At 59.5% G+C, this 23,466-nt stretch carries 19 protein-coding genes; 8 read left to right on the forward strand and 11 right to left on the reverse strand.

Annotated features, from left to right (window positions below):
• The first annotated feature begins 56 nt into the window (after positions 1–56).
• The gene (gene fdhF / locus Q0864_RS07535; RefSeq protein WP_298567471.1) at positions 57–2,807 is read left to right on the forward strand and encodes a formate dehydrogenase subunit alpha; all 2,751 of its coding nucleotides are present in this window, start codon (positions 57–59) and stop codon (positions 2,805–2,807) included.
• Between the two features lie 157 nt (positions 2,808–2,964).
• Here fdhF and Q0864_RS07540 read toward each other — a convergent pair whose 3' ends face one another.
• From Q0864_RS07540 to Q0864_RS07580, 9 genes are read right to left on the reverse strand one after another with little or no spacing between them, the layout of a single operon-like run.
• Complete coding sequence (locus tag Q0864_RS07540) at positions 2,965–3,357, reverse strand: CBS domain-containing protein (RefSeq protein WP_298567475.1); 393 nt, start codon at positions 3,355–3,357, stop codon at positions 2,965–2,967.
• A complete protein-coding gene (locus Q0864_RS07545; protein WP_298567477.1) occupies positions 3,354–3,533 on the reverse strand; it encodes a hypothetical protein in 180 nt (59 codons plus the stop codon). The genes Q0864_RS07540 and Q0864_RS07545 overlap by 4 nt, the downstream gene beginning before the upstream one ends.
• Positions 3,534–3,549: 16 nt before the next feature.
• Complete coding sequence (locus tag Q0864_RS07550; protein ID WP_298567479.1) at positions 3,550–4,524, reverse strand: FAD:protein FMN transferase; 975 nt, start codon at positions 4,522–4,524, stop codon at positions 3,550–3,552.
• A 3-nt stretch (positions 4,525–4,527) separates the two neighbouring features.
• On the reverse strand, positions 4,528–5,751 hold the full coding sequence (nqrF, locus tag Q0864_RS07555; RefSeq protein WP_298567482.1) for an NADH:ubiquinone reductase (Na(+)-transporting) subunit F: 1,224 nt from the start codon (positions 5,749–5,751) through the stop codon (positions 4,528–4,530).
• Positions 5,748–6,362: an NADH:ubiquinone reductase (Na(+)-transporting) subunit E gene (gene nqrE, locus Q0864_RS07560; RefSeq protein ID WP_298567485.1), complete on the reverse strand. Its 615-nt coding sequence runs from the start codon at positions 6,360–6,362 to the stop codon at positions 5,748–5,750. The genes nqrF and nqrE overlap by 4 nt, the downstream gene beginning before the upstream one ends.
• On the reverse strand, positions 6,359–7,024 hold the full coding sequence (locus tag Q0864_RS07565; protein WP_298567487.1) for an NADH:ubiquinone reductase (Na(+)-transporting) subunit D: 666 nt from the start codon (positions 7,022–7,024) through the stop codon (positions 6,359–6,361). The genes nqrE and Q0864_RS07565 overlap by 4 nt, the downstream gene beginning before the upstream one ends.
• Before the next feature lie 3 nt (positions 7,025–7,027).
• On the reverse strand, positions 7,028–7,822 hold the full coding sequence (locus tag Q0864_RS07570) for an FMN-binding protein (protein WP_298567490.1): 795 nt from the start codon (positions 7,820–7,822) through the stop codon (positions 7,028–7,030).
• The gene (locus Q0864_RS07575) at positions 7,809–8,591 is read right to left on the reverse strand and encodes an RnfABCDGE type electron transport complex subunit D (RefSeq protein ID WP_298567493.1); all 783 of its coding nucleotides are present in this window, start codon (positions 8,589–8,591) and stop codon (positions 7,809–7,811) included. The genes Q0864_RS07570 and Q0864_RS07575 overlap by 14 nt, the downstream gene beginning before the upstream one ends.
• Positions 8,588–9,859 carry a Na(+)-translocating NADH-quinone reductase subunit A gene (locus Q0864_RS07580; RefSeq protein WP_298567496.1) on the reverse strand — a complete coding sequence of 424 codons (1,272 nt, stop codon included), beginning with the start codon at positions 9,857–9,859 and terminating at the stop codon, positions 8,588–8,590. Before Q0864_RS07580 ends, Q0864_RS07575 begins: the two co-directional genes overlap by 4 nt.
• Positions 9,860–9,990: 131 nt before the next feature.
• Between Q0864_RS07580 and Q0864_RS07585 the strand changes: the two genes are divergently transcribed.
• The 4 genes from Q0864_RS07585 to Q0864_RS07600 all read left to right on the forward strand — a co-directional run bounded on the left by Q0864_RS07585 (position 9,991) and on the right by Q0864_RS07600 (position 16,544).
• The gene (locus Q0864_RS07585) at positions 9,991–11,169 is read left to right on the forward strand and encodes a cytochrome c3 family protein (protein WP_298567499.1); all 1,179 of its coding nucleotides are present in this window, start codon (positions 9,991–9,993) and stop codon (positions 11,167–11,169) included.
• A gap of 64 nt (positions 11,170–11,233) precedes the next feature.
• On the forward strand, positions 11,234–12,403 hold the full coding sequence (locus Q0864_RS07590) for a cation:proton antiporter (protein ID WP_298567502.1): 1,170 nt from the start codon (positions 11,234–11,236) through the stop codon (positions 12,401–12,403).
• Between the two features lie 214 nt (positions 12,404–12,617).
• Positions 12,618–15,299 carry an HAD-IC family P-type ATPase gene (locus tag Q0864_RS07595; protein ID WP_298567507.1) on the forward strand — a complete coding sequence of 894 codons (2,682 nt, stop codon included), beginning with the start codon at positions 12,618–12,620 and terminating at the stop codon, positions 15,297–15,299.
• A gap of 285 nt (positions 15,300–15,584) precedes the next feature.
• A complete protein-coding gene (locus Q0864_RS07600; protein ID WP_298567510.1) occupies positions 15,585–16,544 on the forward strand; it encodes a calcium/sodium antiporter in 960 nt (319 codons plus the stop codon).
• Positions 16,545–16,637: 93 nt separating this feature from the next.
• Here Q0864_RS07600 and Q0864_RS07605 read toward each other — a convergent pair whose 3' ends face one another.
• Together Q0864_RS07605 and Q0864_RS07610 are read right to left on the reverse strand one after the other, a co-directional pair.
• Entirely contained in the window at positions 16,638–17,339 is a 702-nt protein-coding gene (locus tag Q0864_RS07605; RefSeq protein WP_298567513.1) for a response regulator transcription factor, read from the reverse strand.
• Positions 17,336–19,258, reverse strand: a complete 1,923-nt coding sequence (locus tag Q0864_RS07610; protein ID WP_298567514.1) for a PAS-domain containing protein — start codon at positions 19,256–19,258, stop codon at positions 17,336–17,338. The genes Q0864_RS07605 and Q0864_RS07610 overlap by 4 nt, the downstream gene beginning before the upstream one ends.
• A 216-nt stretch (positions 19,259–19,474) precedes the next feature.
• On the opposite strand from Q0864_RS07610, the gene Q0864_RS07615 reads away from it, so the two are divergent.
• Genes Q0864_RS07615 through Q0864_RS07625 form a run of 3 tightly spaced genes read left to right on the forward strand, consistent with a single transcriptional unit; the run spans position 19,475 to position 23,464 of the window.
• A complete protein-coding gene (locus Q0864_RS07615) occupies positions 19,475–21,640 on the forward strand; it encodes an AMP-binding protein (protein ID WP_298567517.1) in 2,166 nt (721 codons plus the stop codon).
• A complete protein-coding gene (locus Q0864_RS07620; RefSeq protein ID WP_298567519.1) occupies positions 21,637–22,467 on the forward strand; it encodes an ABC transporter ATP-binding protein in 831 nt (276 codons plus the stop codon). The genes Q0864_RS07615 and Q0864_RS07620 overlap by 4 nt, the downstream gene beginning before the upstream one ends.
• Before the next feature lie 10 nt (positions 22,468–22,477).
• Positions 22,478–23,464, forward strand: coding sequence for a branched-chain amino acid ABC transporter permease (locus tag Q0864_RS07625; protein WP_298567521.1), 987 nt, complete (start codon positions 22,478–22,480; stop codon positions 23,462–23,464).
• Positions 23,465–23,466 lie beyond the last annotated feature (2 nt).

The following is a 23,466-nucleotide window of genomic DNA, read 5'->3' on the forward strand; positions in this document are numbered from 1 at the left end:
GGACTGACGTGCCCCATCGCATGGTTTATACTGGTCAGGACTAGACGGAGGTTTCCATGAGCGACGGCATCAAGTTCACCTTGGACGGGCAAGAGGTTACGGCCCACAACGGCGAGAGCATTTGGGACGTGGCCAAGCGCGAGGGCACCCTGATCCCGCATCTGTGCCACAAGGATGTGCCGGACCTGCGCGCCGATGGGAACTGCCGCGCCTGCGTGGTCGAGATTGAGGGCGAACGCGTCCTTGCGGCGTCATGTATTCGCGAACCTGCTGAGGGTATGGTTGTCACCACCGACAATGCCCGCGCGCGGACGGCCCGCAAAATGGTGGTCGAACTGTTGATGGCCGACCAGCCGGAGACCCCACATGATGCTTCGTCGCATCTGCTGGACATGGCCGACCTGACCGGCGTGGAAACCAGCCGCTTCCCGAAGCTGGAATCCGGGCGCATCCCCCTTCTGGATGACAGCCATGTCGCGATGAGCGTCAATCTGGACGCCTGCATTCAGTGCAACCTTTGCGTCCGTGCCTGCCGCGAGGTGCAGGTCAATGACGTGATCGGCATGGCGGGGCGGGGGCATGATGCCTATCCAGTGTTTGATATTTCCGACCCGATGGGTGCATCGACCTGCGTGGCGTGTGGCGAATGCGTGCAAGCCTGCCCCACCGGGGCGCTGATGCCAGCCAAAGTGACAGACACCGAAGACTATGACCGCGAGGTCGAAAGCATTTGCCCCTTCTGCGGTGTCGGCTGTCAGGTCAGCCTGCGCGTCAAAGATGACAAGGTTGTCTATGTCGAAGGGATCAATGGCCCCGCCAATGAAGGTCGTTTGTGCGTGAAGGGCCGGTTCGGGTTCGACTATATCAACCACGACCACCGCCTGACCAAACCCCTGATCCGTAAAGAGGGCGCACCCAAGGGGCTAAACGTCGATCCCGCCAACCCGCTGACCCATTTTCGTGAAGCAAGCTGGGACGAGGCGTTGGATTTCGCGGCAAACGGTCTTGCCAAACTGCGCGATACCCATGGCGGCGACGCGGTCTCTGGCTTTGGATCGGCGAAATGCACCAATGAAGAGGCCTATCTGTTCCAGAAACTGATCCGCGCGGGCTTTGGCCACAACAACGTGGACCACTGCACCCGGCTGTGCCACGCGTCTTCTGTGTCGGCCCTGCTGGAAAACGTAGGCTCGGGCGCTGTGACCGCCACCTTTAACGAGATCGAAAACGCCGATGTGGCAATCGTCATCGGGTCAAACCCGATCGAAAATCATCCCGTTGCGGCGACCTATTTCAAGCAGTTCACCAAGCGCGGTGGCAAGCTGATCGTGATGGACCCGCGCGGCACCTCGCTCAGCCGGTTCGCGACGCATATGTTGCAGTTCAAGCCGGGCGGTGACGTGTCGATGCTGAACGCGATCATGCATGTGATCGCCGAAGAAGGTCTGATCGACGACGCCTATATCGCCAAGCACACCGAGAATTGGGAGGCGATGCGCGAACACCTGAAAGCGTTCCCGCCCGAGGATATGGCCGAGATTTGCGGCATCTCCGCAGATGAGCTGCGCGCCACCGCCCGCACCTTTGCGGCTGGCAAGGCCGGTATGATCTTCTGGGGCATGGGTATCAGCCAGCACGTGCACGGCACAGATAACTCCCGCTGCTTGATTTCACTGGCATTGATGACCGGTAATGTCGGGCGTCCGGGCACAGGTTTGCACCCGCTGCGCGGTCAAAACAACGTGCAGGGCGCGTCTGATGCGGGCATGATCCCGATGTTCCTGCCCGACTACAAATCGGTGAAGGACCCCGCCGTTCTGGCCGAATTCAGCGCCGAATGGGGTGTGGACAACTTGTCCGACAAGCCCGGCTTGACCGTGGTCGAAATCATGGACGCGGTGCATGATGGCCGCATCAAAGGCATGTATATTCTGGGCGAAAATCCGGCCATGTCTGATCCCGACATCACCCACGTGCGCGAAGCGTTGCAGCGGATGGAGTTTCTGGTCAGTCAGGACATCTTCCTGACCGAAACGGCCAGCTATGCCGATGTGGTCCTGCCCGCCGCTGCCTTCGCCGAGAAAACCGGGACGGTGTCCAACACCAACCGGCAGGTCCAGATGGGCCGCCCCGCCGTGCCGCCTCCGGGTGAGGCGCAAGAGGATTGGTGGATCACGATTGAGCTTGCCAAACGTTTAGGGCTGGATTGGACATACACCCATCCCAGTGAAGTGTTTGCCGAAATGGGTCGCGTGATGCCGTCGCTCGATCATATCACGTGGGACCGGCTCGAGGCGCAGAATGCCGTCACCTACCCGTCGCTTTCCCCCGAAGATCCGGGGCAGGCGGTGGTGTTTGGCGATGGCTTCCCGCGCCCAAGCAAACGCGCGCGCTTCACGCCCGCCGCGATCCTGCCGCCCGCCGAACTGCCGGATGCCGACTATCCGATGGTCCTGACCACCGGGCGGCAGTTGGAGCATTGGCACACCGGTTCCATGACCCGCCGCGCCACCGTGCTGGACGCGATCGAGCCCGAGGCCAACTGCTCGCTCAACCCCAAAACCCTACGTGAAATGGGCGTTGAGCCGGGCGATATGGTCCGCCTGACCACGCGACGCGGCACAATCGACATCATGGCCCGCGCGGATTATGGCGTGGCCGAAAATATGGTGTTCCTGCCATTTGCCTATGTGGAAGCAGCAGCCAACACGCTGACCAACCCTGCGCTGGACCCATACGGCAAGATCGCCGAAATGAAGTTCGCTGCGGTGAAGGTTGAGAAAGTGGCGCAGGTGGCGGCGGAGTAGGGTGCACGCATCGCGGTATGTCAGCTTTGCGCCCCATCTACGAATTCAACGGGGGCGCAGCGAAGGTCCGCATGCGCGGCGGAAATTATCTTAAGAATTCTATTGGCCAAGAGGTCAGGATCTTTGCGGGCACCGCCCCCTGATCTCGATTAGCCCGCTACTCAATGCGCAACAGTAGGGCAAGGACATCAGAGCGGTCCACGAGCCCGACAACCTTGCCGCCCTCCATCACTGGAAAGAGGCGGTGCGGGTGGGACAAGAACATCTCTGCAATGTGGATGACATCGTCGCTGGCATCGACACAAACCACATCGCGCGACATTTGATCGGCGACGCGCCCGGTCCACTCCTGATAATAACTTGCATTCAGGGCGGGGCGGAAACAGTCTTTCTGGGTCAGGATGCCATCCAGCCTGCCATCTTCACCGACCACAGGCGCGGCGGCGATGCCTGCGTCAATCAGCTGGGCGACGGCACGCCGGATCGGTGTATCAGGCGTCAGAATGGGCACATCGCGGCGCATAATAGACGCGACCCGGTGCGCGCTCATTGCTCCGCCTCCACTGCGTCAGCGATGCGCCGCAATGGGCAATCCGCACAGCGCCCCTCGCGCAGACCGGCGGACGCCCCGCAGCTTGTGCGCACCGGTCCGCGCCCCAAGGTCAGCCCAAGGCCCAGACCCGCAGCCGCAAGGCCAAAGATCGCAATTGCAAACAGGATTTCCATTATCCGAAGTCCTTATTCATAGCAGCATCGTTTCGATTGAACCGGTCTTGATCGACCTGATCCCCGTTCCATCGCGCACAATCAAAAGGGCGGATAGATCGTGATCGCGCGCAAGGGCTGGCCCTGCTGTCGGGCCTGCTGCAAACAGCGCCGTCGCCCAACCATCTGCAGTCATCGCATCCGCGCCCAGAACCGTGACGGACAATAGTCCTGCATCGGCAGGCGCGCGCTTTGTGGGGTCGATGATATGCCCATATCTGCGCTGCGCCAATTCATAGCTTTGCGCGCGAAGTCCCGATGTCGCCACGGCCTGCCCGTCTGTCAGGCGTAAAGTGGCGGCAGGTTGGCCGGTCAGCGGGTGCTGCACCGCGACGTGCCACGGTCGCCCCGAGGGATGTGTGCCAAGCGCCTTAAGCTCGCCGCCCAGATCAAACAGCAGATTGTCGATGCCAGCCTCCTGCGCCAGATCAACAGCGCGATCCAGGGCGCGGCCCTTGGCAATTCCGCACAGATCAAGCGTCAGGTCATCGCGCGCCTTGGCGATGTAATCCACGCCAAGCGACAACCCGCGCCAATCCGGTGTTCTGCCGCCCTGAATTGGCCCGAACCCCCATTGCGCGACCAAAGGCCCGACGGTGGGGTCGAACGCGCCGTTGCTGGCGCGCGCAAGATGCAGGGCAGAGGCCGTTACGTGGATCATCTCAGCGTCCACGGCCTGTGATCCTGTGGCCATCGCGTTGAAGCGGCTGATGACGCTGTCGCTGCGCCATGGTGACATTTGCCGATCAATGCTGGCGAACAGTGCTTTGATGCCAGACCGAAGGCGCTCCAGTTCGGCGCTTGGCGGCCCAACGATCCGCCATGTCGTGCCGAACGCATCGCCCGCGATTTCCGAGACGGCGGCGGCATGGCTGACCTTCGGCAGCACCAGTGCGGCGCCAATCAGGCCAAGCGCGGTGCGGCGCGACGGTCGGATGGTTCGGTCATTCATGTCTCAGCCTCCAAAATCATCGTAGAAAATCGAGCGCGGCTCGACGCCCAGCTGTTCCAGCGTGGCGAGAACGGCGGAAATCATAACGGGCGGGCCACACAAGTAGTATTCACACTCTTCCGGTGCGGGATGGGTGCTCATTTCCGCTTTGAGCCTTTCGTGAATGAACCCGGTCGCGCCCGTCCAGCGATCACCTGGTGCTGGATCTGACAGGGCCGGTGTCCAGCTAAACGTAGCATGATTGGCGGCCAGTTCCTCGAACTCGTCAGAATAGAACAGATCGGAGGCGGTGCGCGCGCCATAGAAATAGCGAATGCGCCGGGTGCTTCCGCGCCCGATCTCCTGATGGATCATCGCGCGCAGTGGTGCCATGCCCACGCCGCCCCCGATGAACACCATCTCGCGTTCTGTTGGCTGGACGTGGAATTCTCCGAACGGACCCGAGGCAAGGACCTTGTCACCCGGCTTGAGTGAAAACAGCCAAGACGACACGATCCCCGGCGGAACGTCATCCTCGCGTCCGGCGGGCGGCACGGCAAGGCGGATGTTGAACACCGCAAAACCCGTATCCTCGGGGCGGCTGGCCAAGGAATAGGCACGGGTTACATCGGCATCGGACGTCACGTTCAGCCTGCCCCATCGGTTGATGTCCCATGCGTCGCAAAAGCGCGGTTCCAATTCCAGTGTCGCAAAATCCAGCCGGTAGGCAGGCGCGGTGATCTGCATGAAATCGCCTGCCTTGAACGTCGTCGGATGATCCTTCGGCAGTTCAAGCACAATCTCGCGGATCAGCGGCGCCAACATGCGTGTGGAGGTGACCGTGCAGGTCACGCCTGCCCCCGCGCTCAAGATGTCTTCAGACACCTGCACAGCACAGTCGCCGCGCAAAGTTGCCTGGCAAGCAAGGCGCATATTGGCCCGCCTTTCCTTCGGGGACAACACACCGCGTTCGGTTGCTTGCGGTGTGCCTGCACCCTCGCCGGTGACGGTCACGCGACACAATCCGCAGGTGCCGGACCCGCCACAGGCCGCAGGGATACGGATTTCGGCGTTGTGCAGCACATCCAGCAACTTGGTGCCCCGTTGGGTGGCGATCTGCACGGTGTCGTTCACGGTGACGTCGATATTGCCTTGCGGGACCAGCCGGCGCCGCACCAAAAGCAGCCCGGTGGCAAGTCCGACGACAAGCATCGCGATGATCATGCTGCCTAGGACAATCTCGCTCATGGGGCTGCTGCCATTTGTGCGAAAGAGGCAAAGCCCAGTGACATGAGACCCGTGAGGATGAAGGCGATCCCTAACCCGCGCAGCCCCGCGGGCAGGTCTGCATAGGAAAGGCGCGCACGAATCGCGCTAAGCATGACAACGGCAACCGCAAACCCAACGCCGCTGCCCACGCCAAAGACCGCCGATTCAACGAAAGTATAGCTGCGCTCGACCATGAACAGGCTGCCGGCAAGGATGGCGCATTGCACGGTCAAAAGCGGCAAAAAGACCCCGAAGGCTGCGTGAATTGCAGGAAAGAAGCGATCCAGCAGCATCTCTAAAAGCTGCACGGTGGCCGCGATCACGCCGATAAAGGTGATCAAGGCCAGATACGACAGATCAAGGTCAGGCTGGCCCGCCCAACCCCAAGCGCCGGGCGCAAGAAAGAGGTTATAGATCAGGTTATTCAGGGGCACCGTCACGCCCAGAACACCCGTCATCGCAATGCCAAGCCCAACCGCGCTTTCCGTGCGCCGTGACAGGGCAAGAAACGTGCAAAGCCCCAAAAACAGCGTCAGCGGCATGTTGTCGACAAAGGCCGCGAACAGGAAAAAGGACCACAGGTCGTTCATTCCACGGCCCCCCGTTGCAAGGGCGGCGTGTGATCAGGCGGTTCGACCTGTTCAGTGCGCACCGACCGCACGGCCCAGACGAGCCCTCCTAGCAGGAAGAAGGCTGATGGGGCCAGCAACATCAGGCTTAGCGGTGTGAACCAGCCACCGTTTTCAGCCAGCGGCAAAACCTGCGCGCCAAACAACTGCCCCATGCCGAAAAGTTCGCGAATTGAGCCAATCACGATCAGCACAAGCGAATACCCAAGCCCATTGCCGAACGCATCGACCATCGAGGGCAGCGGCGCATTAAAGCGAGCGTAGGATTCAGTGCGTCCAAGGACCAGACAGTTGGTCGTGATCAACCCAACATAGACCGAAAGCGCGCGGCTGATATCGGCGAAATAGGCTTGTAAGATCTGGTCGATCACGATCACGAGCGAGGCGACGATCACGATCTGCACAATCAGCCGGATCGTGTCGGGGATATGGCGCCGGATCAAGCTGATGATGCCAGCCGCCAGCGTCAGCACGACCGTCAGCGACACCGACATGGTCAGCGCCGTGGCAAGCGTTGTCGTCACGGCCAGTGCCGAACAGATACCAAGGATCTGCAACGTGACCGGGTTTTGCCGGATCAGCGGGTCGGTTAGCGTGGTCCAGAACGAGATGCGCGCGCTCATGGCCTAGAACTCCCCGCGCGCGATTGCGTCAATCAGGGGGCCGTATCCATCGGGGCCAAGCCAGAACCGCATCATGCGGGTGATACCGCTGCCGGTGCGGGTGGCGCCGGTGATACCGTCCACTTCATAATCGGTGGTCGCATCGCCACGTGCGACGCTGAACCTGACATCCCCGCTGTCGTCGCGGATGATCGTGCCGGGAAAGTTTTGCTGCCACGAACGGTCTTCGATCCGTCCACCCAGGCCGGGCGTTTCGGCGTGTTGGGTGATCGCGATGCCGGCGATCGTGTTCATGTCGCCGTGAACCGCAAGGATCGCATCAATCTGCCCGCCATAGCCTTGGCCGGCGACCGGCAACAGTGCCAGCGATACTCCATCGTCGTCGCGCAGCAGGAATATCTGCGCAAAGTTAGGCCGCTGCCCAAGCCCGGCAATGTCCGCGCCAGCGTCCAGCACTGTCCAGTTCGCCATATCGGTCAGGGCGGCATCAAGTGTTTCGGCTGTTACGTCTTGTGCGGCGCGCCCCGTGTTAAGATTGATGACGACGGTCGAAAGGGTGCCGCCGGACTCTTCCAAAAGGGCTGCCATGCCCGGAATGCCGCGCACAAGATCGCCAATGCGTGCCTGTTCTTCTGCGGCACGGTTCGCGGTTTGGATGGGGCGCAGAAGAACCGTGGCGCTGCTGACCAGCAAGGCGCAGATGGCTGACACAAGAAACGCCACGATGATCGTTTTGGCGCGGCTTTCATTGGGCAACGCAAGCAGGCGGCGCCAAGGGTTCCAGTCAGTTCCGGCCATGACGCCTCCTGCGTTGCGCGATCCAAAGAGTGACCGCGATTTCATCCAAAAGCGGCGTTGCCAAGGATGTCAAAAGCGCCGCTGCGATTGCAAGTTGAACCGGGGCAGCGTCGGTCCATCCCGTCGCGAACATAACCACCAAGCCTGCATACAGACCGCCGTTGATCCACCGGCCAAGGGTCGTTGATGCGCTTGTCACCGGATCGACAACAAGAAGCACCAGAACAATACTGGCTGCAGGCAGAACCGCATCCAATGGAACGCCCAGCATCACGGCACCCGCGCCTACCACCAGCGCGCCGCCCAATACGGCGGCGGGCATGACACCCGTCGCGACCCCAATCAGGGCCGCAGGGATAGCCGCCCAAACAACCGGATCATCAAAGCCCGGCCAAGCAAAGCCCGGAAACCCGAAGCCAAGGAACGACAGCGCCACGGTCGCGGGGTTCACGACATTGCGGCCCCAGCCCCCGAACACCAGTTCGCCCATCACCACGCCGAAACTGATCCCCAATAGCATTCGGATCGCGCCAAGATCCTGCGGCGCAAGCATCGCCACAGCCAAGGCCGTTATCAAAGCCGCAAACGACGGTGGCTGCGCCCGTGCAATCATGAAAACAAGATGCCAGACCGCAAGGACAAGAAGTGCGAAGCCAAGCCGTGAAAGTGCCTCGGCGCCGCCAAACCAAAGCCAGAAAAGCGCAAGTGGCATATAGGCGGCCAGCAACATCAGCGCGACAGTTTCACGATCCCAAAGCCCCTTCATCATGGCGCAAGCTCTGTCTGTATTCGGTCCAGCATGCCGCGCAGAAATTCGGCCAAGTCCGACTGCCCGCCAAGCACATAGTCGGCAAGACCCACGTCTTCCTCAAGCATGGACAGCGCCCCCAGTTTCATCGCCATTTCATCGTCACCCGCACTGAGCGCGCGCACCAGTGCGACGGCGGGCAGGGCCGCGCCGAACGCTTGCGTCAACGCGGCCGTCGGAATAACCGGCTTTGGCAGCCCCGAGCGTGTGAGCGCTGCGACGAACCAATGCGGCGGCTTGTCGTTTTGCGGACGCGGCAGCACCGTGATTTGCCGGTGGCGCGGGGCAAGCCAATGGGCTTCGTGACCGTCCAGCGGCGATCCCGACATCAACACATGCGCTCCGGGTGCCACGGCGCGCAGCGTCAGTTCGCGCAAATCGGCACCGGGTTGAGCACGGACCAGTCGGCTTTCGCGCAGTCCCGAACCTGCAACACGCACAAGGCGCGACATTGGTAAAATCCCGGTCGAAAGAAGGTCGCCCAATGCGGCGACATCTTCGGCGTGAATGTCCCAAACGGGTGTTTCGATCGTGGCTGGCGCAAGGGCGTGAATGCGCAGCCCGGCAGATCCTTGCGGGTGGCGCGGGGTGCAGGCTTCGGCGCGCACCTGTCCGTCGCCAAGGCCGCGTTCAAACAGCGCAGGGCCGGGTGCATGGCAGACAAAGACCGGACCGTCGCTTAAAGATGCCAGTGCTTGCAGACCGTGCGCAAACGCTTCTTCGCGCCCTGCCAGCGCCTGACGCGGATCGGGGGCGAAGGGCCGCGTGTCGATGGCCATAACGACAATCGCTGACGGGCGTTCATCGGCGGCTGGCATGCCACCAAATGGCCGCCGTCGCAGCCACGGCCACACACCGGCAGATTGCATCAGGTCGCGCAGAGCATGGTCAGTTGTTGCACCGGCACCGTCGTGCTGGACCACTTCGCCGCCTGCTTCGTGAAACATCACGATTTCGGACAGCTTGCGCCCCGGCTTGAGGGAAATGCGTGCGATGCGTCCGGGCATCGGTGCGACAAACTGGATCTGTGGCGCATCCCGCAGGCACGCAACAGGCGCGCCCTGCGCGACAAGGTCATCTTCTTTCACAAGCGGCGTGATGCGCAGGGTTTGGCCCGACGATGTTCGTATTCCGGCCTCTTGAGTGATCACGTCTGTCGGCCCCCGATCGCGCTGAGGTGGCGACGGAAATGTCGGGGTCAATCCCGCTCGAACTTTGAGAGCTGGCATGATCTCACTCCTGCGTCTCGCTCGCGCCAAAACACGGGAGCACATCAGATAAGCACAATTTTTCCGTGTAACGATAACATGATCGTGATTAGATGGAAGGGTCCCATTTCGCATGCCACGGAGAATCAACCATGAAAGATTTTTTTCGCGTATCGACCATCCCTCTGGCCCTCTTAGCGGTTTTCATCCTCGTGTCCGGCAGCTACGGCGTTCTTAGCCAAAGCACGGATGACACGCCCGGCGAGAGCGAAGCTGTCATCCCCTTTGCACTGCCAAAATCAGGGCCGTTCAAGCCGGCAGATATCAAAATTGAAAATAATGATGCGATCGCCAACTGGTTCCGCTCGGCCCATGCCGATGCCGCGGCCGAGGCGTTTCGTCATTGGGATGAAGATGAGGAAATCCGACCCGCCTGCGCGGCCTGCCACTCCGGTGAAGGATTTCGCGCGTTCCACGGGCTGGATGGAAGCGAGCCCGGTGTCATCGAAGCGCCCGTCGATATTGGCGGCGTCGTGGATTGCGGCACATGCCACAATGCTGGCCTTGCCGAAATCACCGAGGTGAAGTTCCCCAGCGGCTTGGCGCACCCCGTTCAGGGTGTCGAGGCGTCCTGCATGACGTGCCACCAAGGCCGCACTGCTGGCGTCAATGTCAGCACTGCCATCGCGGATATGGACATCGACACCTCAAACCCAGAACTGCGGTTCATCAATCCGCACTATGCCACCGCTGCGGCGACGTGGCTGGGCGGCTATGGCGGGGCGGGCTATCACTACGAAGGGCGCGACTATTCGGGACGTTTCTTCCACGCCCGTCCGGTATCGACCTGTAACTCGTGCCACGAACCGCACACGCTTGAGGTGGAGTTTGAACCCTGCCTGACATGCCACCAGGCAGACAGCGCGCAGGACATCCGCATTTCGCGCCAAAGCTATTCCGGCACCGGAGATACGTCGGTCGGTATCCGCGCCGACATTCAGTCGAATGCCGCGTTGCTGTTGAAAACTGTGGAAAGCTATTCGCGCGACGTCGCGGGTGTGCCTATCGTTTATGACGGGACACGCTATCCATACTTCTTCACCGACGCGAATGGCGATGGTGTGATCGACGAAAGCGAAGGCAATCCCGTTGCCTATAACGGCTGGACACCCCGAAGCCTGCGCGCGGCTTACAACTGGAAGCTGGTGACGTCTGACCCCGGCAACTACGCCCACAATCCCCACTATGCGCTTGAGCTTCTCTACGACTCGATCGAGGATCTGAGCGGCCCGTTAGGGATGGATTTGGAAGCCCTCAATCTGCTGAGATAACCCAATCCGTGGTCCGGTGATGCATCGGACCACGGGGAACCTCAACGCATAGGAACCGCAGGGCATGGAACAGGCGCTATTGCTCATCACGATTGGCGTGCTTTTCCTTGGCGGGTTGCTTGCCGACAAGATCGGCCACCTGACCCGGTTGCCCCGTGTGACGATGCTGTTGCTTCTTGGGCTTCTGGTCGGGCCATCGGGTCTTGATCTTCTGCCGCAGGCCGCAACCGACTTGTTCGAACCGATTTCAGTAGTCGCACTGACGATGGTGGCGTTCCTACTTGGGGGGGAGCTGACACGCGACAACCTGAGCCGCCATGGCCGCGCCATTTCCGCGATATCACTTTGCATTGTCGTAGGAACGACAGGAATTGTCTGGGCGGGTCTGAGCCTGCTGGGTCTTGATCCCGCCCTTGCGCTTTTGCTGGGGGCGATTGCCACGGCAACCGACCCGGCGGCGATCTCGGACGTGATCCGCCAGTCGGGAATCCGCAACGGGTTCACTGAGACGCTCAACGGTATCGTCGCCATCGACGATGTTTGGGGGCTGTTGATGTTCAGCGTCTGCCTGGCCCTGATCGATCAGTCCGGCGGCTGGGCCGCGCCGCTTTTGGGCGCAGGTCGTGACATCGGGGGGGCGGTATTGCTTGGCATCTGTGTCGGCGTTCCGTCCGCATACCTGACCGGACGCCTGAAAGAGGGCGAGCCGCTGCAGACCGAAGCCATTGGCGTGGTCTTTGTCACCGCGGGCCTTGGGATATGGCTTGAGGTTTCGTTTCTGGTGGCGGGCATGACTGCTGGCGCGTTGATTGCCAATCTCGCGCGCCATCACGCCCATGCTTTTCACGAGATCGAATACATCGAATGGCCGTTCATGTTGCTGTTCTTTCTGCTCGCAGGTGCGTCCCTTGAATTGGACGCATTAAGGACGCTTGGCTGGATCAGTCTTGCCTATGCCGGGCTTCGGATCGCCGCACGACTGGCGAGCGGCTTGTTCGGCGCATGGATCGGTGGCGTCCCCCGGGCCGAGGCGTCTCACTACGGTCCGGCACTTTTGCCACAGGCCGGTGTTGCCGTCGGTATGGCGCTGGTCGCTGCCGAGGCATTCCCCGACTGGGCGGCAACGATCATGACGCTGACCATCGCCGGCACCGTTTTCTTCGAGATCGTCGGCCCCCCCGTTACTCTTTTGGCGCTCTACCAAAACGCCCGCGCACGGCGCGATCGGTTGTAGCGGGCTTGCTCGCCCGCCGCTGACTGCAGGTAAGTGAGGTTTGAGACGCTGATCGTCGGCGCCAGGCTGTGCGAGATCCGAGTTATTCTTCGCCAAACGCAGCCTTCCAAAAACAGCGCCGATCATGATCTACATCATTATTTTTCAGTGCGTGTGGATTGATACTTAGGATAGTTGGGTATGTTTTACGCCCGCAAGAAATGGGGCGGAGAACATGGCAGACTACCACACCAGATCGCTTACAGACGTCTTGGAGGAGCTTGACAGCACTCCCGAAGGCCTGACGACAGACGAAGCGAAAAACCGGCTGGAGCGGTATGGCACCAACGAGCTGAAGGTTTCGAAGGACACGCCCGAAATCGTCAAGTTTCTTCAGCAGTTCAAGAATTTCTTTGCCATCCTGCTGATCGCAGGCGGCGCGCTGGCGATGACGGCCGAGAAATTGGACCCGGGCAACGGCAATCTCTATATCGCCATTGCGCTGGTCGGTGTGGTGTTCCTAAACGCGGCGTTCACCTATTTTCAGGAACATCAAAGCGAACGCATCATGGACAGCTTCAAGAATATGCTGCCCTCGATGATCACCGCCCTGCGCGACGGCAACCCGCAAGAGGTGCCCGTCGGCGAGCTGGTGCCCGGTGACGTGATCGTGCTGAACGAGGGTGACAAGGTGCCTGCCGACGGGCGGTTGATTGAGGCCAAAGAGCTTAAGGTCGACAATTCAAGCCTGACCGGTGAAAGCGAACCGCAATTGCTGGACGAAGGCAAATCAGCCAAGGCAATGCTGGAAAGCCCCAACATGATCTTCTCGGGCAGCCTTGTGCAAAACGGCGAAGGTAAGGTGCTGCTGGTTGAAACCGGCATGAACACCCAGATCGGTGGCATTGTGGCGTTGACCAAGGCCACAGAGGCGACGGAAACGCCGATCCACCAGGAACTGAAATACTTCATCAAGGTCATCAGTTTCATCGCCATCTTTTTGGGGGTAAGTTTCTTTGGCGTGTCTGTCGCAATCGGCAACAATGTGATCGGCAGCCTGATCTTTGCGATCGGCATCATTGTGGCGAATGTGCCCGAAGGCTTGCTGCCCACTGTTACGCTTAGCCTGACCATGGCCAGCCGCCGCATGGCGCAGAAGAACGCGTTGATCAAGAACCTTGAAAGCGTCGAAACCCTTGGGTCGACCACTGTCATCTGCACAGACAAGACGGGCACCCTGACGCAAAACCGGCTTGGCGTGAACACGGTTGTCGTCGGCGGGACCTCCTATGCCGTTGATGACAGGCAGGTGGTGGATGCCGCTGCCTTTGATCGGCTGCTTCGGGTCATGTGCGTCTGCAACAACGCCTATCTGACCGATGATGGTTACGCGGGCGATGCGACTGAAGGTGCGCTGCTGCTTTACGCGCGCAACTACACCGACCCAGCCGCCCTGCGGCGTGTCGAAGAGATCGCCGAACAGCCCTTTAACTCGACCAGCAAGCGGATGATCACGGTCACCGATGATGGGACCGGGCCGCAAGCCTACCTTAAGGGCGCGCCCGAGGTGGTGCTGGCCATGTGCGACAAGGTTGCGCTGAATGGCGAAGAATTTGCGCTGACCCCGGATCGCCATGGCGACATCGTGGATGCGTATCACAAATTGGCGGGCCGCGGCGAACGCGGGCTGGGCTTTGCCGCGCGTGCTTGCGACCGCGACGGGGTGCCCGAGGACGGATACGTGTTTCTGGGCCTGACGGGGATGATCGACCCGCCCCGCCCTGAAGTGCCCATCGCCTTGGAGCGTTGCGTGTCAGCAGGCATCCGAGTGATCATGCTGACCGGTGATTTCGGCCTGACCGCAAAGACCATCGCCCAACAGATCGGGATGATGGGCCCGCATGGACGCGTGGTGCAGGGCGACGAGCTGTCACAGATGACCGACGCCGAACTGCAGACAGTCTTGCAGGACGAGGCAGAGATTATCTTCGCCCGCATCGCACCGGCCCAAAAATTGCAGGTCGTTCAGGCCCTACAAGCCAGCGGCGAGATCGTGACAGTCACAGGCGACGGGGTGAACGACGCACCCGCGCTAAAGAACGCCGACATGGGTGTGGCCATGGGCGTGATGGGGACCGATGTCGCCAAAGAGGCCAGCGATATGGTGCTGATGGACGACAATTTCGCCACCATCGTTGCGGCCGTAGAAGAAGGCCGCACCATTTTCGACAACATCAAGAAGTTTATCGCCTACATTCTGACCTCCAACATCCCCGAGATTCTGCCCTTCATCGCCTTTGTGTTGCTGGATATTCCCTTGCCGCTGACGGTGATCCTGATCCTCAGCATCGATTTGGGCACGGACATTCTGCCCGCACTTGGTCTGGGGGCGGAAAAGCCGGAAACCGACGTGATGAAACGCAAACCCCGGCAACGGGGTGAACGGTTGCTAAGCCGCAACCTGCTGCTGATGAGTTATGGAATTATCGGAATGTTGCAGGCGGCGGCGGGGTTTTTCACCTATTTCACCATCCTCTACACCGGGGGGTGGGAATGGGGGCAAGACCTGGCCAGCTCGGACCCATTGTACCGGACGGCAATCACCGGGTTCTTTGCCTCGATCATCATTTGCCAAGTGGCGGATGTGATCATCTGCCGAACCCGAACGCAAAGCCTGCTGACCGTCGGACTGCTGTCTAACAAGCTGGTCTTGGTGGGGATCGCATTTGAACTGCTGCTGCTGGCCTGCATCAGCTATATCCCGGCCTTCAACACGTTTTTCGGCACCGCACCGCTTGAGGCCTGGCACCTTATGCTGTCCGTCCCGTTTGCCCTGCTGATACTGCTGGGGGACGAACTGCGCCGCGTCTTTGTGCGACGCGGAAACCCGTTCGTGCTGCGCTTTTTGACGTGGTGAGGCGATCTTTGCACCCGCATCGTAAAGCTCGTCCGTATCCCGGCCCGCAGGTTAGATGAGGTGTCAGCCCCCGCCCAATCACGCGGTCGCCGCAACACCTGATCGTCACCTTTTGGGTGCGTGCGCTGTCCGCGCAGGCGGCATTTGGTGACTGCACCGCGAAGGGCGGGTTTGAAGCCATTTTGGCGGACGCTGAAAGCTGCACGAATGTCTGCTTAGGCTCTTGTAAAGTGGTTCGGAATGCACACTTCCGCTCTGTCATTTGGTAGAAAGATCTTCCCGTAAATGAGTGCAATACTTCTCGTCATTTTTGGCCTTGTTGGCTTGATCGTCGGCGGCGAAATGCTCGTACGTGGCGCAGTGTCCGCTGCCAAGTCATTCGGCATCTCGCCGATGGTGATCGGCCTGACACTGGTTGGCTTCGGAACCTCGTCACCTGAGCTGGTCACCAGCCTGCAAGCGGCTCTCTCTGGGTCTTCCGGCATTGCTATTGGTAACGTCGTTGGCAGCAATATCGGCAACGTTCTGCTGATCCTTGGCGTTGCCGCTCTGATTGCACCTATTTCAGTCGATCCAAAAGCGTTTCGGCGGGACGGAGCCGTCGTTGTTCTTTCAACGCTGCTTTGTCTGGGTGCTGTTCTTCTCGGTGAGGTCGGTCGGTTGATCGGCGCGGGCTTAGTGGTCGCCTTGGCAACCTATTTGGGCTTCACGCTCTGGTCTGAGAGGCGGTCAGGAGGCACGCCAGCTGCGACTGTCTACGAGAGTGAAGCTGACGCCGTGCCTGGCCCGGAAACAAATCTCGGTGTTTCCTTGTTGATAGCACTTGGAGGTTTGGTGATTACCATCTTTGGGGCTCGGTTCTTGGTGTCCGGCGCAGTCGCTATTGCTCAATCGGCGGGGCTTTCGGAAGCTTTGATCGGTTTAACAATCGTCGCTATCGGAACATCGATGCCTGAACTCGTGACCTCCATCATTGCAGTGCGCAAGGGCGAAGGCTCTGTCGCACTAGGCAACGTCCTGGGCAGCAACATTTTCAATATTCTGGGCATCCTCGGCATTACCATTCTTGTCCAACCTATGGTAATCCCAAGCGAGATTGCCCGTTTTGATATTTGGATTTTGTGTGCGACCGCACTTTTGCTCGTCGCCTTCGCCCGAAGTGGTTGGACAATCTCTCGGCGTGAAGGCGGCTTTCTCGTTCTTGCTTATGCCGCCTACCTCGCTGCGCTACTGACTCAAACTTGAAGAGAGGTCCCAGAGACGGCTCGGGACAAAAAAAACGGGCTTTGGCGAGGTGTTGCCGAGAGTCTGCTTTGTCCCGCTAACCGGACATAGGCTTCATCCCCAACTCACATCCCCTAGAAAGATATACCCGGCGCCGTAGATCGTCTTGATCAGGCGCGGATTTTTGGGGTCTTCCTTAAGTTTGGTGCGCAGACGCGAGATGCGGACATCCATGGCGCGGTCGAAGCTTTCACCGGCGACGCCACCCAGTGTTTCTTGCATTTGCGCGCGCGATATGAGCCGCTTGGGGGCGTCAAGGAACAGGCGCAGCACTTCGCCTTCGGCGTGGGAAAAGGCGGTTTCCTCGCCGCTGTCGTCTTCCAGCATGTAACGGTCGAAATGCGCGGTCCAGCCGTTGAACGTCGCGGTTTGCGCCGTTTTCAGGCTGGATTTCGGCCCGCGCAGGCGCGCGCGGACGCGGGCGACGACCTCGGCGGGTTCGAATGGTTTGACGATATAGTCGTCGGCCCCAAGCTCCAACCCGGTGACGCGATCCTGCACTTGGGTGCGGCCTGAAATGATGATGATCGACGCGCCGCTTTCCAGCGCCAGCCGATGCACCAAGGTCAGCCCGTCACGGTCTGGCAGACCGAGGTCCACAAGGCAGACATCCGGGGACATGGTGTTCAAGGCGGCCTCGAACTCGGTGGCGCGGGCGAAGCTTGCGGTGCGAAAACCGGCGTCTTCCAACGCATCTGACAGCATCCGTCGGATTTCCGGTTCGTCGTCAAGGATGGCGACCAATGGCTGGGTCATACGCGGACCTCTTCAGACAGGAACGTGGCGAGTTCGCCCTTTGTGAAGGGTTTGGGCAAAACCGGGAAACCGGCTTCTGCCCTGCGCGGATCATCGGCGGGTAGGGAGGTCATGACCAGCATAGGGACATCAATACCTGCCATGCGCAACCCCTGCAGAAATTCTGGGCCGGTCTGCGCGCCTTCCAACATCACGTCGCTTAGGATCAGACCAAGCCCGTCTAGGTCGACCAACCCCAGTGCTTCTTCGGCGGATGTTGCCTCGATCACCTGATGACCCATTTCGGTCAGCATCTCGCGAACGGATGTGCGAATGTCCTGATTATCCTCGATCAACAGGACAAGGCGCGGAGATATGGGCTGGAGCGGTTTGCGCAGCGGCAGGCGGACAGACACAACCGCGCCGCCCGTGTCGGCCGAATTGAACAGTTTCACCTGTCCGCCAGCAACCTTGGTCTGGTCATAAACCATTGATAAGCCCAGCCCGGAGCCTTCGCCGCCCTTGGTGGTGAAAAACGGGTCAAGTGCGTGCTCAAGCGCCTTTCGCGAAAAGCCGGGCCCGCTGTCGGTGACACGGAATTCCACCCATGTGTCGCGGATCGGGCGGGCCGTCAGGTGGATGGTGCCGGGCGACGATCCGATCGCATGGGTCGCGTTCAGGATAAGGTTCAGAATCCCGTCCTGCACCGCGCCTGCGTCCAGCACAATCGGGTCGTTCAAGTCCGCGACGTTGATTACCAGGTCGATGTCATCGGGCAGCGTTGACCGCGCGAGGGTTTCCAGTCCATTCAGCATGTCGGGCACGAGGGTCGGTTCAAAATGCAGCTCGCGCCGGCCCGAGATCGAGGCGATCCGGTCCAGCAACGTCCCACCGCGCCGCACCGCGGCCGTGGTGGCGGCAACCATCTGCTGTGCATCATCGCCAAGTGGCATCTGGGCCAGACGGCTTTGCAGCCCAAGGATGATGGTCAGCAGGTTCGAGAAATCATGCGCCACGCCCGATGTGAGTTGCGCGGCCAGCTCGCGTTTGCGGGTCTGGGCCAAGGCCGCGCGAGCTTGTGCTTCCTCAGTGACGTCCATCGACAGGATGTAGACGCCAGAGATTTCATCACCGTCTTGATCAGGGGTTAGTGCGACCCGAATACGGCGTCCTGACCCTTCGTGCGAGAATTCGAACACGCTGGGTTCGCCGTTAAAAGCACGGGCGAAGTAGGGCGAGATATGCGCATAAGCCTCGTCGCCCAGTGCTTCGATTGCGTGCAACCCGATCAGGTCGCTCGGTCGCCCCGTGATGACGGATCCAAGGCGACGGTTCGAGAAGGTGTAGTGCCGATCGCGATCTATGCGCGCGATGTGCGCGGGCATCATTTCGGCGGTCAGGCGGGTGCGGCTTTCCATCTCGGTTAGCTCGCGTTTGGTTTCTTCCAGCGCTGCGATTGTCGAGGCCAGCGCCCGGTTGGTCTGGGTCAGTTCTTCGGTATAGCTCAGCACTTGGTCGGACAGTTCCTCGGATCGGGCGCGCAACAGTGCCTCTTGCCGCTTGATTGGTGTGATGTCCGTATAGACAGTCACCCACCCCCCTTGCGACAGCGGATGACCTTCGACCGAAATCACCCGACCGTTGGCGCGCGTGCGCTCCATATAATGTGGTTCGAATGCCAAAGCCTGATCGACGCGCGACTTGACGAAAGATTCGATATCACCAACAGCCCCGTAATCGCCGCGCTCTGCTAGAAATCGGATGGTGTCCGAAAACTCTGCACCGGGGGTGGCAAGGTGGTCTGGCAGGTCAAACATATCCTGAAACTGGCGGTTTCCAACGGCCAGCCGTAGCTTGCGATCATAGATGGAAAGCGCCTGCTGAATAAGGTTCAAACCGGCTTGAGTCAGGGCCGAGGTTTCGTTGAAATTCTGTCCCAATGGCGCCTCCTGTTACGCCCTTTCGCTAACACCTGAACCGGCGCATGAAAAGGAGTTTGACTGGGTCGCACACCTCTGGACCCGCCATGTAACAATTCGTTAGGATTGCGAAAAAGTGGCGAAACCTTTGACGGCCAAGTTTTTTCAGTCAGGGTTGCAAAGGAAGATTCGCTTTGCGATCGGGAACGTCGCCCGTACCGACGGTGGGAGGAAGATTTGTCACAGGAACTAGCCGCAGCAGGCGACTTTGCTTCCGTTCCCGCGCTACTTGCGCGGAACGTGAAGAAGTATGGGGATCGCCCGGCCTATCGTGAAAAAGAATTTGGCATCTGGCAGAGCTGGACATGGGCCGAGGCCGCCAAGGAAATCGAGAACCTGGCCCTTGGGCTTTTGGCGCTTGGCATTGATCGTGGCGATCATGTTGCCATCATCGGCCGCAACCGTCCCGCCCATTACTGGGCGATGATTGCCGCGCAGAAAGTCGGTGCGGTTCCGGTGCCTTTGTATCAGGACGCTGTTGCCGAAGAAATGGAATTCGTGCTGGACCATTGTGGCGCGCGGTTCGTGATCTGTGGCGATCAGGAACAGGTCGACAAGGTCATTGAGGTTCAGGAAAACGTCAAACATATCGAGCATGTGATCTACTACGACAAGCGCGGCTTGCGGAAATATGATCACAGCCACCTGCATTGGTATCGTGACATTCAGGAAGAAGGCCGCGTTGCACATTCCCGCCTTGAAGGCGAGATGGCTGCCCGCGAGGCAGAGCTGACTTACGATAGCACCTGCGTCATGCTTTACACATCGGGCACCACCGGGCGCCCGAAAGGTGTGGTTCTGTCGAACCGCAATATCGTTGAAAGCGCCAAGAACACCTCGGAATTCGACAATCTGGGTCTGAACGAAGACATTTTGGCCTATCTGCCGATGGCATGGGTAGGTGACTTCATCTTCTCGCTGGGTCAGGCGATGTGGTGCGGGTTCTGTGTGAACTGCCCCGAAAGCCCGGAAACGATGATGACGGATCTGCGCGAAATCGGGCCGACCTATTACTTCGCCCCGCCCCGCGTGTTTGAAACCCAGTTGACCAACGTGATGATCCGGATGGAAGACAGCGGCGATCTGAAATACGCGCTGTTCCACCACTTTATGGATTTCGCCAAAAAAGGCGCCGGCGAGAAATACGGAATGCCGCGCCGCAAGGTCACCACCCAGAAAAAGACCCTGGAGCAGAAACTCCGCCATGGCTTCCGCTATGCAATGGGGATTGGTTTTGCCGCCGAAACGATTGTGGAGAACGCGATCCGGTTGGGCTTTGCAAAGCTGCGGCATGGCAAAAATGCGCGCAAGCACTTCAAGGCCAAAGATCCGCTGGGTCTGAAGCTCTATAGCGGCAAGGCGTTTGAATACTTCAAATATCGTTGCGGCGATGTTCTGGTCTATGGCCCGCTGAAAGACACGCTGGGCTTTGGACGCATCCGCGTCGGATACACGGCTGGTGAAGCAATCGGCCCCGAGATTTTCGAGTTCTACCGCTCGATGGGGATCAACCTGAAACAGCTATACGGTCAGACCGAAGCCACCGTGTTCATCACCGTGCAACCCGATGGCGAGGTGCGCAACGATACCGTTGGCGTGCCCGCGCCGGGTGTTGAAATCAAACTGGCGGACAATGGTGAGATCTTCTATCGCAGCCCCGGCACGTTTGTTGAATACTACAACAACCCCGAAAGCACCGCCGACACCAAAGACCCGGAAGGCTGGGTCGCCACGGGGGATGCGGGCTTCTTTGATAAGGTGAACGGTCACCTCCGCATCATCGACCGCGCCAAAGACGTGGGCAAAATGGCCGATGGCCGTCTGTTCGCGCCGAAATATGTCGAGAACAAACTGAAGTTCTATCCCGACATTCTGGAAGCCGTGGTGTTTGGCAATGACCGTGACATGTGCACCGCGTTCATCAACATCGACCTGACGGCAGTTGGCAACTGGGCCGAACGTAACAACGTCGCCTATGGGTCCTATCAGGAACTGGCGGGCCACCCGGACGTGGTGTCGACCATTCAGGAACACGTTGAAGCCGTTAACAAATCCGTTGCCGAAGACGAGATGTTGTCGGGCTGTCAGATCCACCGCTTCCTGATCCTGCACAAGGAGCTGGATGCGGATGACGGTGAAATGACCCGGACCCGGAAAGTACGCCGCAAGATCGTGGAAGAGAAATACGCGCCACTGATCGACGCGCTTTATGGCGGCAAGTCCGAGCAATATATCGAAACCGAGGTCACTTATGAGGATGGCCGCAAGGGCTCGATCACGGCCACCTTGGAAATCCGCGACGCGGCTGTGGTTGGCACCAAACAGGGGATGGCGGCAGAATGACGACAACAACTGACATGAACGCCGACAGCTATGTCACCGCAGATGGCCGCACGATTGGCCCGGTGGTGATGGATATGAAAAACATCACCCTGCGCTTCGGCGGTGTGGTGGCGATCAAGGACATCAGCTTTGACATTCGCGAAGGTGAAATCCGCGCGATCATCGGCCCGAACGGGGCTGGTAAATCCTCGATGCTGAACGTCATCTCGGGCTTTTATAAGCCGCAAGAAGGTGAAGTATGGTTCCGTGGTGAAAAACGCCCGCCGATGAAGCCCTATCAGGTTGCGCGGCAAGGTTTGGCGCGGACCTTCCAGAACATCGCTTTGTTTGACGGGATGACCGTGCTGGACAATATCATGACCGGCCGTCTGAACCATATGAAGGCGAACCTGCTTCAGCAGGCGATCTGGAAAGGCAAAGCCGAGCGCGAAGAGATTGCGAACCGCGAGATTTGCGAGAAGGTCATCGACTTTCTGGAAATCCAGCACATCCGCAAAACGCCTGTTGGACGTCTGCCCTATGGCCTGAAAAAGCGGGTCGAGCTGGCGCGTGCGCTGGCCGCACAACCCTCGCTTTTGCTGTTGGATGAACCCATGGCGGGCATGAACGTTGAGGAAAAAGAGGACATGTCCCGCTTTATCCTCGACATGAATGACGAATTCGGAACCACCATCGCGCTGATTGAACACGATATGGGTGTGGTTATGGATCTGTCCGACCGGGTGGTCGTGATGGATTACGGTAAGAAAATCGGGGACGGCACACCGGACGAAGTGCGCAACAACCAAGATGTGATCGACGCCTATCTCGGCGTGTCACACGATTAAGGGGGGACTTATGCCTGAACAGCTACTCTTTGCGATGGAAGTCACCCTGAACGGCCTGATGGCCGGGGTGCTATATGCGCTTGTCGCGCTGGGGTTTGTCTTGATTTTCAAGGCCTCTGGCATCTTCAACTACGCTCAAGGTGTTATGGCGCTGTTCGCAGCACTGACGCTGGTGGGTATTCAACAAGGGCAGGTGCCTTTCGCCCATTTGATCAACGCGATCTTTGGCACCGAGGTGCATCATTTCCCATGGCAGGTTCCATCGCTGATCGCGATTGTGCTGGCTGCGGGGGTTATGATCCTGTTCGCCTGGATCGTCGAAAAATACGTCCTGCAACACCTGATCGGACAGCCTGACATTATCCTGTTCATGGCGACCATCGGACTGGCGTATTTCATGGAAGGTTTTGGCGACATCATGTGGGGATCGGATATCAAGAAACTTGATGTCGGTCTGCCGCAGGGTATGAACGCCACCATAGATCAGGTCACCTTCGACTGGTTCGGCTATGGGTTCTTCATTGATAATCTGGACATCGTCGCGGCGATCGTCGCCTCGCTTTTGGTGGCCGCGCTGACGATTTTCTCGCAATACTCCAAGCAGGGCCGGGCGCTGCGCGCCGTGGCGGATGACCACTCGGCAGCTTTGTCGGTTGGTATCTCGTTGCGCTTCATCTGGGTGCTGGTTTGGTCGATTGCAGGCTTCGTGGCCTTGGTCGCGGGCATCATGTGGGGCGCCAAGTCTGGCGTCCAGTTCAGCCTGTCGCTGATCGCACTGAAAGCCTTGCCGGTTTTGATGCTGGGCGGGTTTACCTCGATCCCCGGCGCCATCGTTGGCGGTCTGATCATCGGCGTGGGCGAGCAGCTGTTTGAATTCACCATCGGTCCCATGATCGGCGGCGCAACCCAGAACTGGTTCGCCTATGTGCTGGCACTTATTTTCCTGATCTTCAGGCCCCAAGGCCTGTTTGGCGAAAAAATCATCGAGAGGGTCTGATC

The organism is uncultured Aliiroseovarius sp. (assembly GCF_947497285.1).
In the GTDB taxonomy this organism is placed as follows: domain Bacteria; phylum Pseudomonadota; class Alphaproteobacteria; order Rhodobacterales; family Rhodobacteraceae; genus Aliiroseovarius.

What these genes read in the sequence shown, in the direction of transcription:
- fdhF (WP_298567471.1), top strand. Translation starts at nt 57, where the DNA reads ATGAGCGACGGCATCAAGTTCACCTTGGACGGGCAAGAGGTTACGGCC.
- Q0864_RS07540 (WP_298567475.1), bottom strand. Translation starts at nt 3,357, where the DNA reads ATGAGCGCGCACCGGGTCGCGTCTATTATGCGCCGCGATGTGCCCATT.
- Q0864_RS07545 (WP_298567477.1), bottom strand. Translation starts at nt 3,533, where the DNA reads ATGGAAATCCTGTTTGCAATTGCGATCTTTGGCCTTGCGGCTGCGGGT.
- Q0864_RS07550 (WP_298567479.1), bottom strand. Translation starts at nt 4,524, where the DNA reads ATGAATGACCGAACCATCCGACCGTCGCGCCGCACCGCGCTTGGCCTG.
- nqrF (WP_298567482.1), bottom strand. Translation starts at nt 5,751, where the DNA reads ATGAGCGAGATTGTCCTAGGCAGCATGATCATCGCGATGCTTGTCGTC.
- nqrE (WP_298567485.1), bottom strand. Translation starts at nt 6,362, where the DNA reads ATGAACGACCTGTGGTCCTTTTTCCTGTTCGCGGCCTTTGTCGACAAC.
- Q0864_RS07565 (WP_298567487.1), bottom strand. Translation starts at nt 7,024, where the DNA reads ATGAGCGCGCGCATCTCGTTCTGGACCACGCTAACCGACCCGCTGATC.
- Q0864_RS07570 (WP_298567490.1), bottom strand. Translation starts at nt 7,822, where the DNA reads ATGGCCGGAACTGACTGGAACCCTTGGCGCCGCCTGCTTGCGTTGCCC.
- Q0864_RS07575 (WP_298567493.1), bottom strand. Translation starts at nt 8,591, where the DNA reads ATGATGAAGGGGCTTTGGGATCGTGAAACTGTCGCGCTGATGTTGCTG.
- Q0864_RS07580 (WP_298567496.1), bottom strand. Translation starts at nt 9,859, where the DNA reads ATGCCAGCTCTCAAAGTTCGAGCGGGATTGACCCCGACATTTCCGTCG.
- Q0864_RS07585 (WP_298567499.1), top strand. Translation starts at nt 9,991, where the DNA reads ATGAAAGATTTTTTTCGCGTATCGACCATCCCTCTGGCCCTCTTAGCG.
- Q0864_RS07590 (WP_298567502.1), top strand. Translation starts at nt 11,234, where the DNA reads ATGGAACAGGCGCTATTGCTCATCACGATTGGCGTGCTTTTCCTTGGC.
- Q0864_RS07595 (WP_298567507.1), top strand. Translation starts at nt 12,618, where the DNA reads ATGGCAGACTACCACACCAGATCGCTTACAGACGTCTTGGAGGAGCTT.
- Q0864_RS07600 (WP_298567510.1), top strand. Translation starts at nt 15,585, where the DNA reads ATGAGTGCAATACTTCTCGTCATTTTTGGCCTTGTTGGCTTGATCGTC.
- Q0864_RS07605 (WP_298567513.1), bottom strand. Translation starts at nt 17,339, where the DNA reads ATGACCCAGCCATTGGTCGCCATCCTTGACGACGAACCGGAAATCCGA.
- Q0864_RS07620 (WP_298567519.1), top strand. Translation starts at nt 21,637, where the DNA reads ATGACGACAACAACTGACATGAACGCCGACAGCTATGTCACCGCAGAT.
- Q0864_RS07625 (WP_298567521.1), top strand. Translation starts at nt 22,478, where the DNA reads ATGCCTGAACAGCTACTCTTTGCGATGGAAGTCACCCTGAACGGCCTG.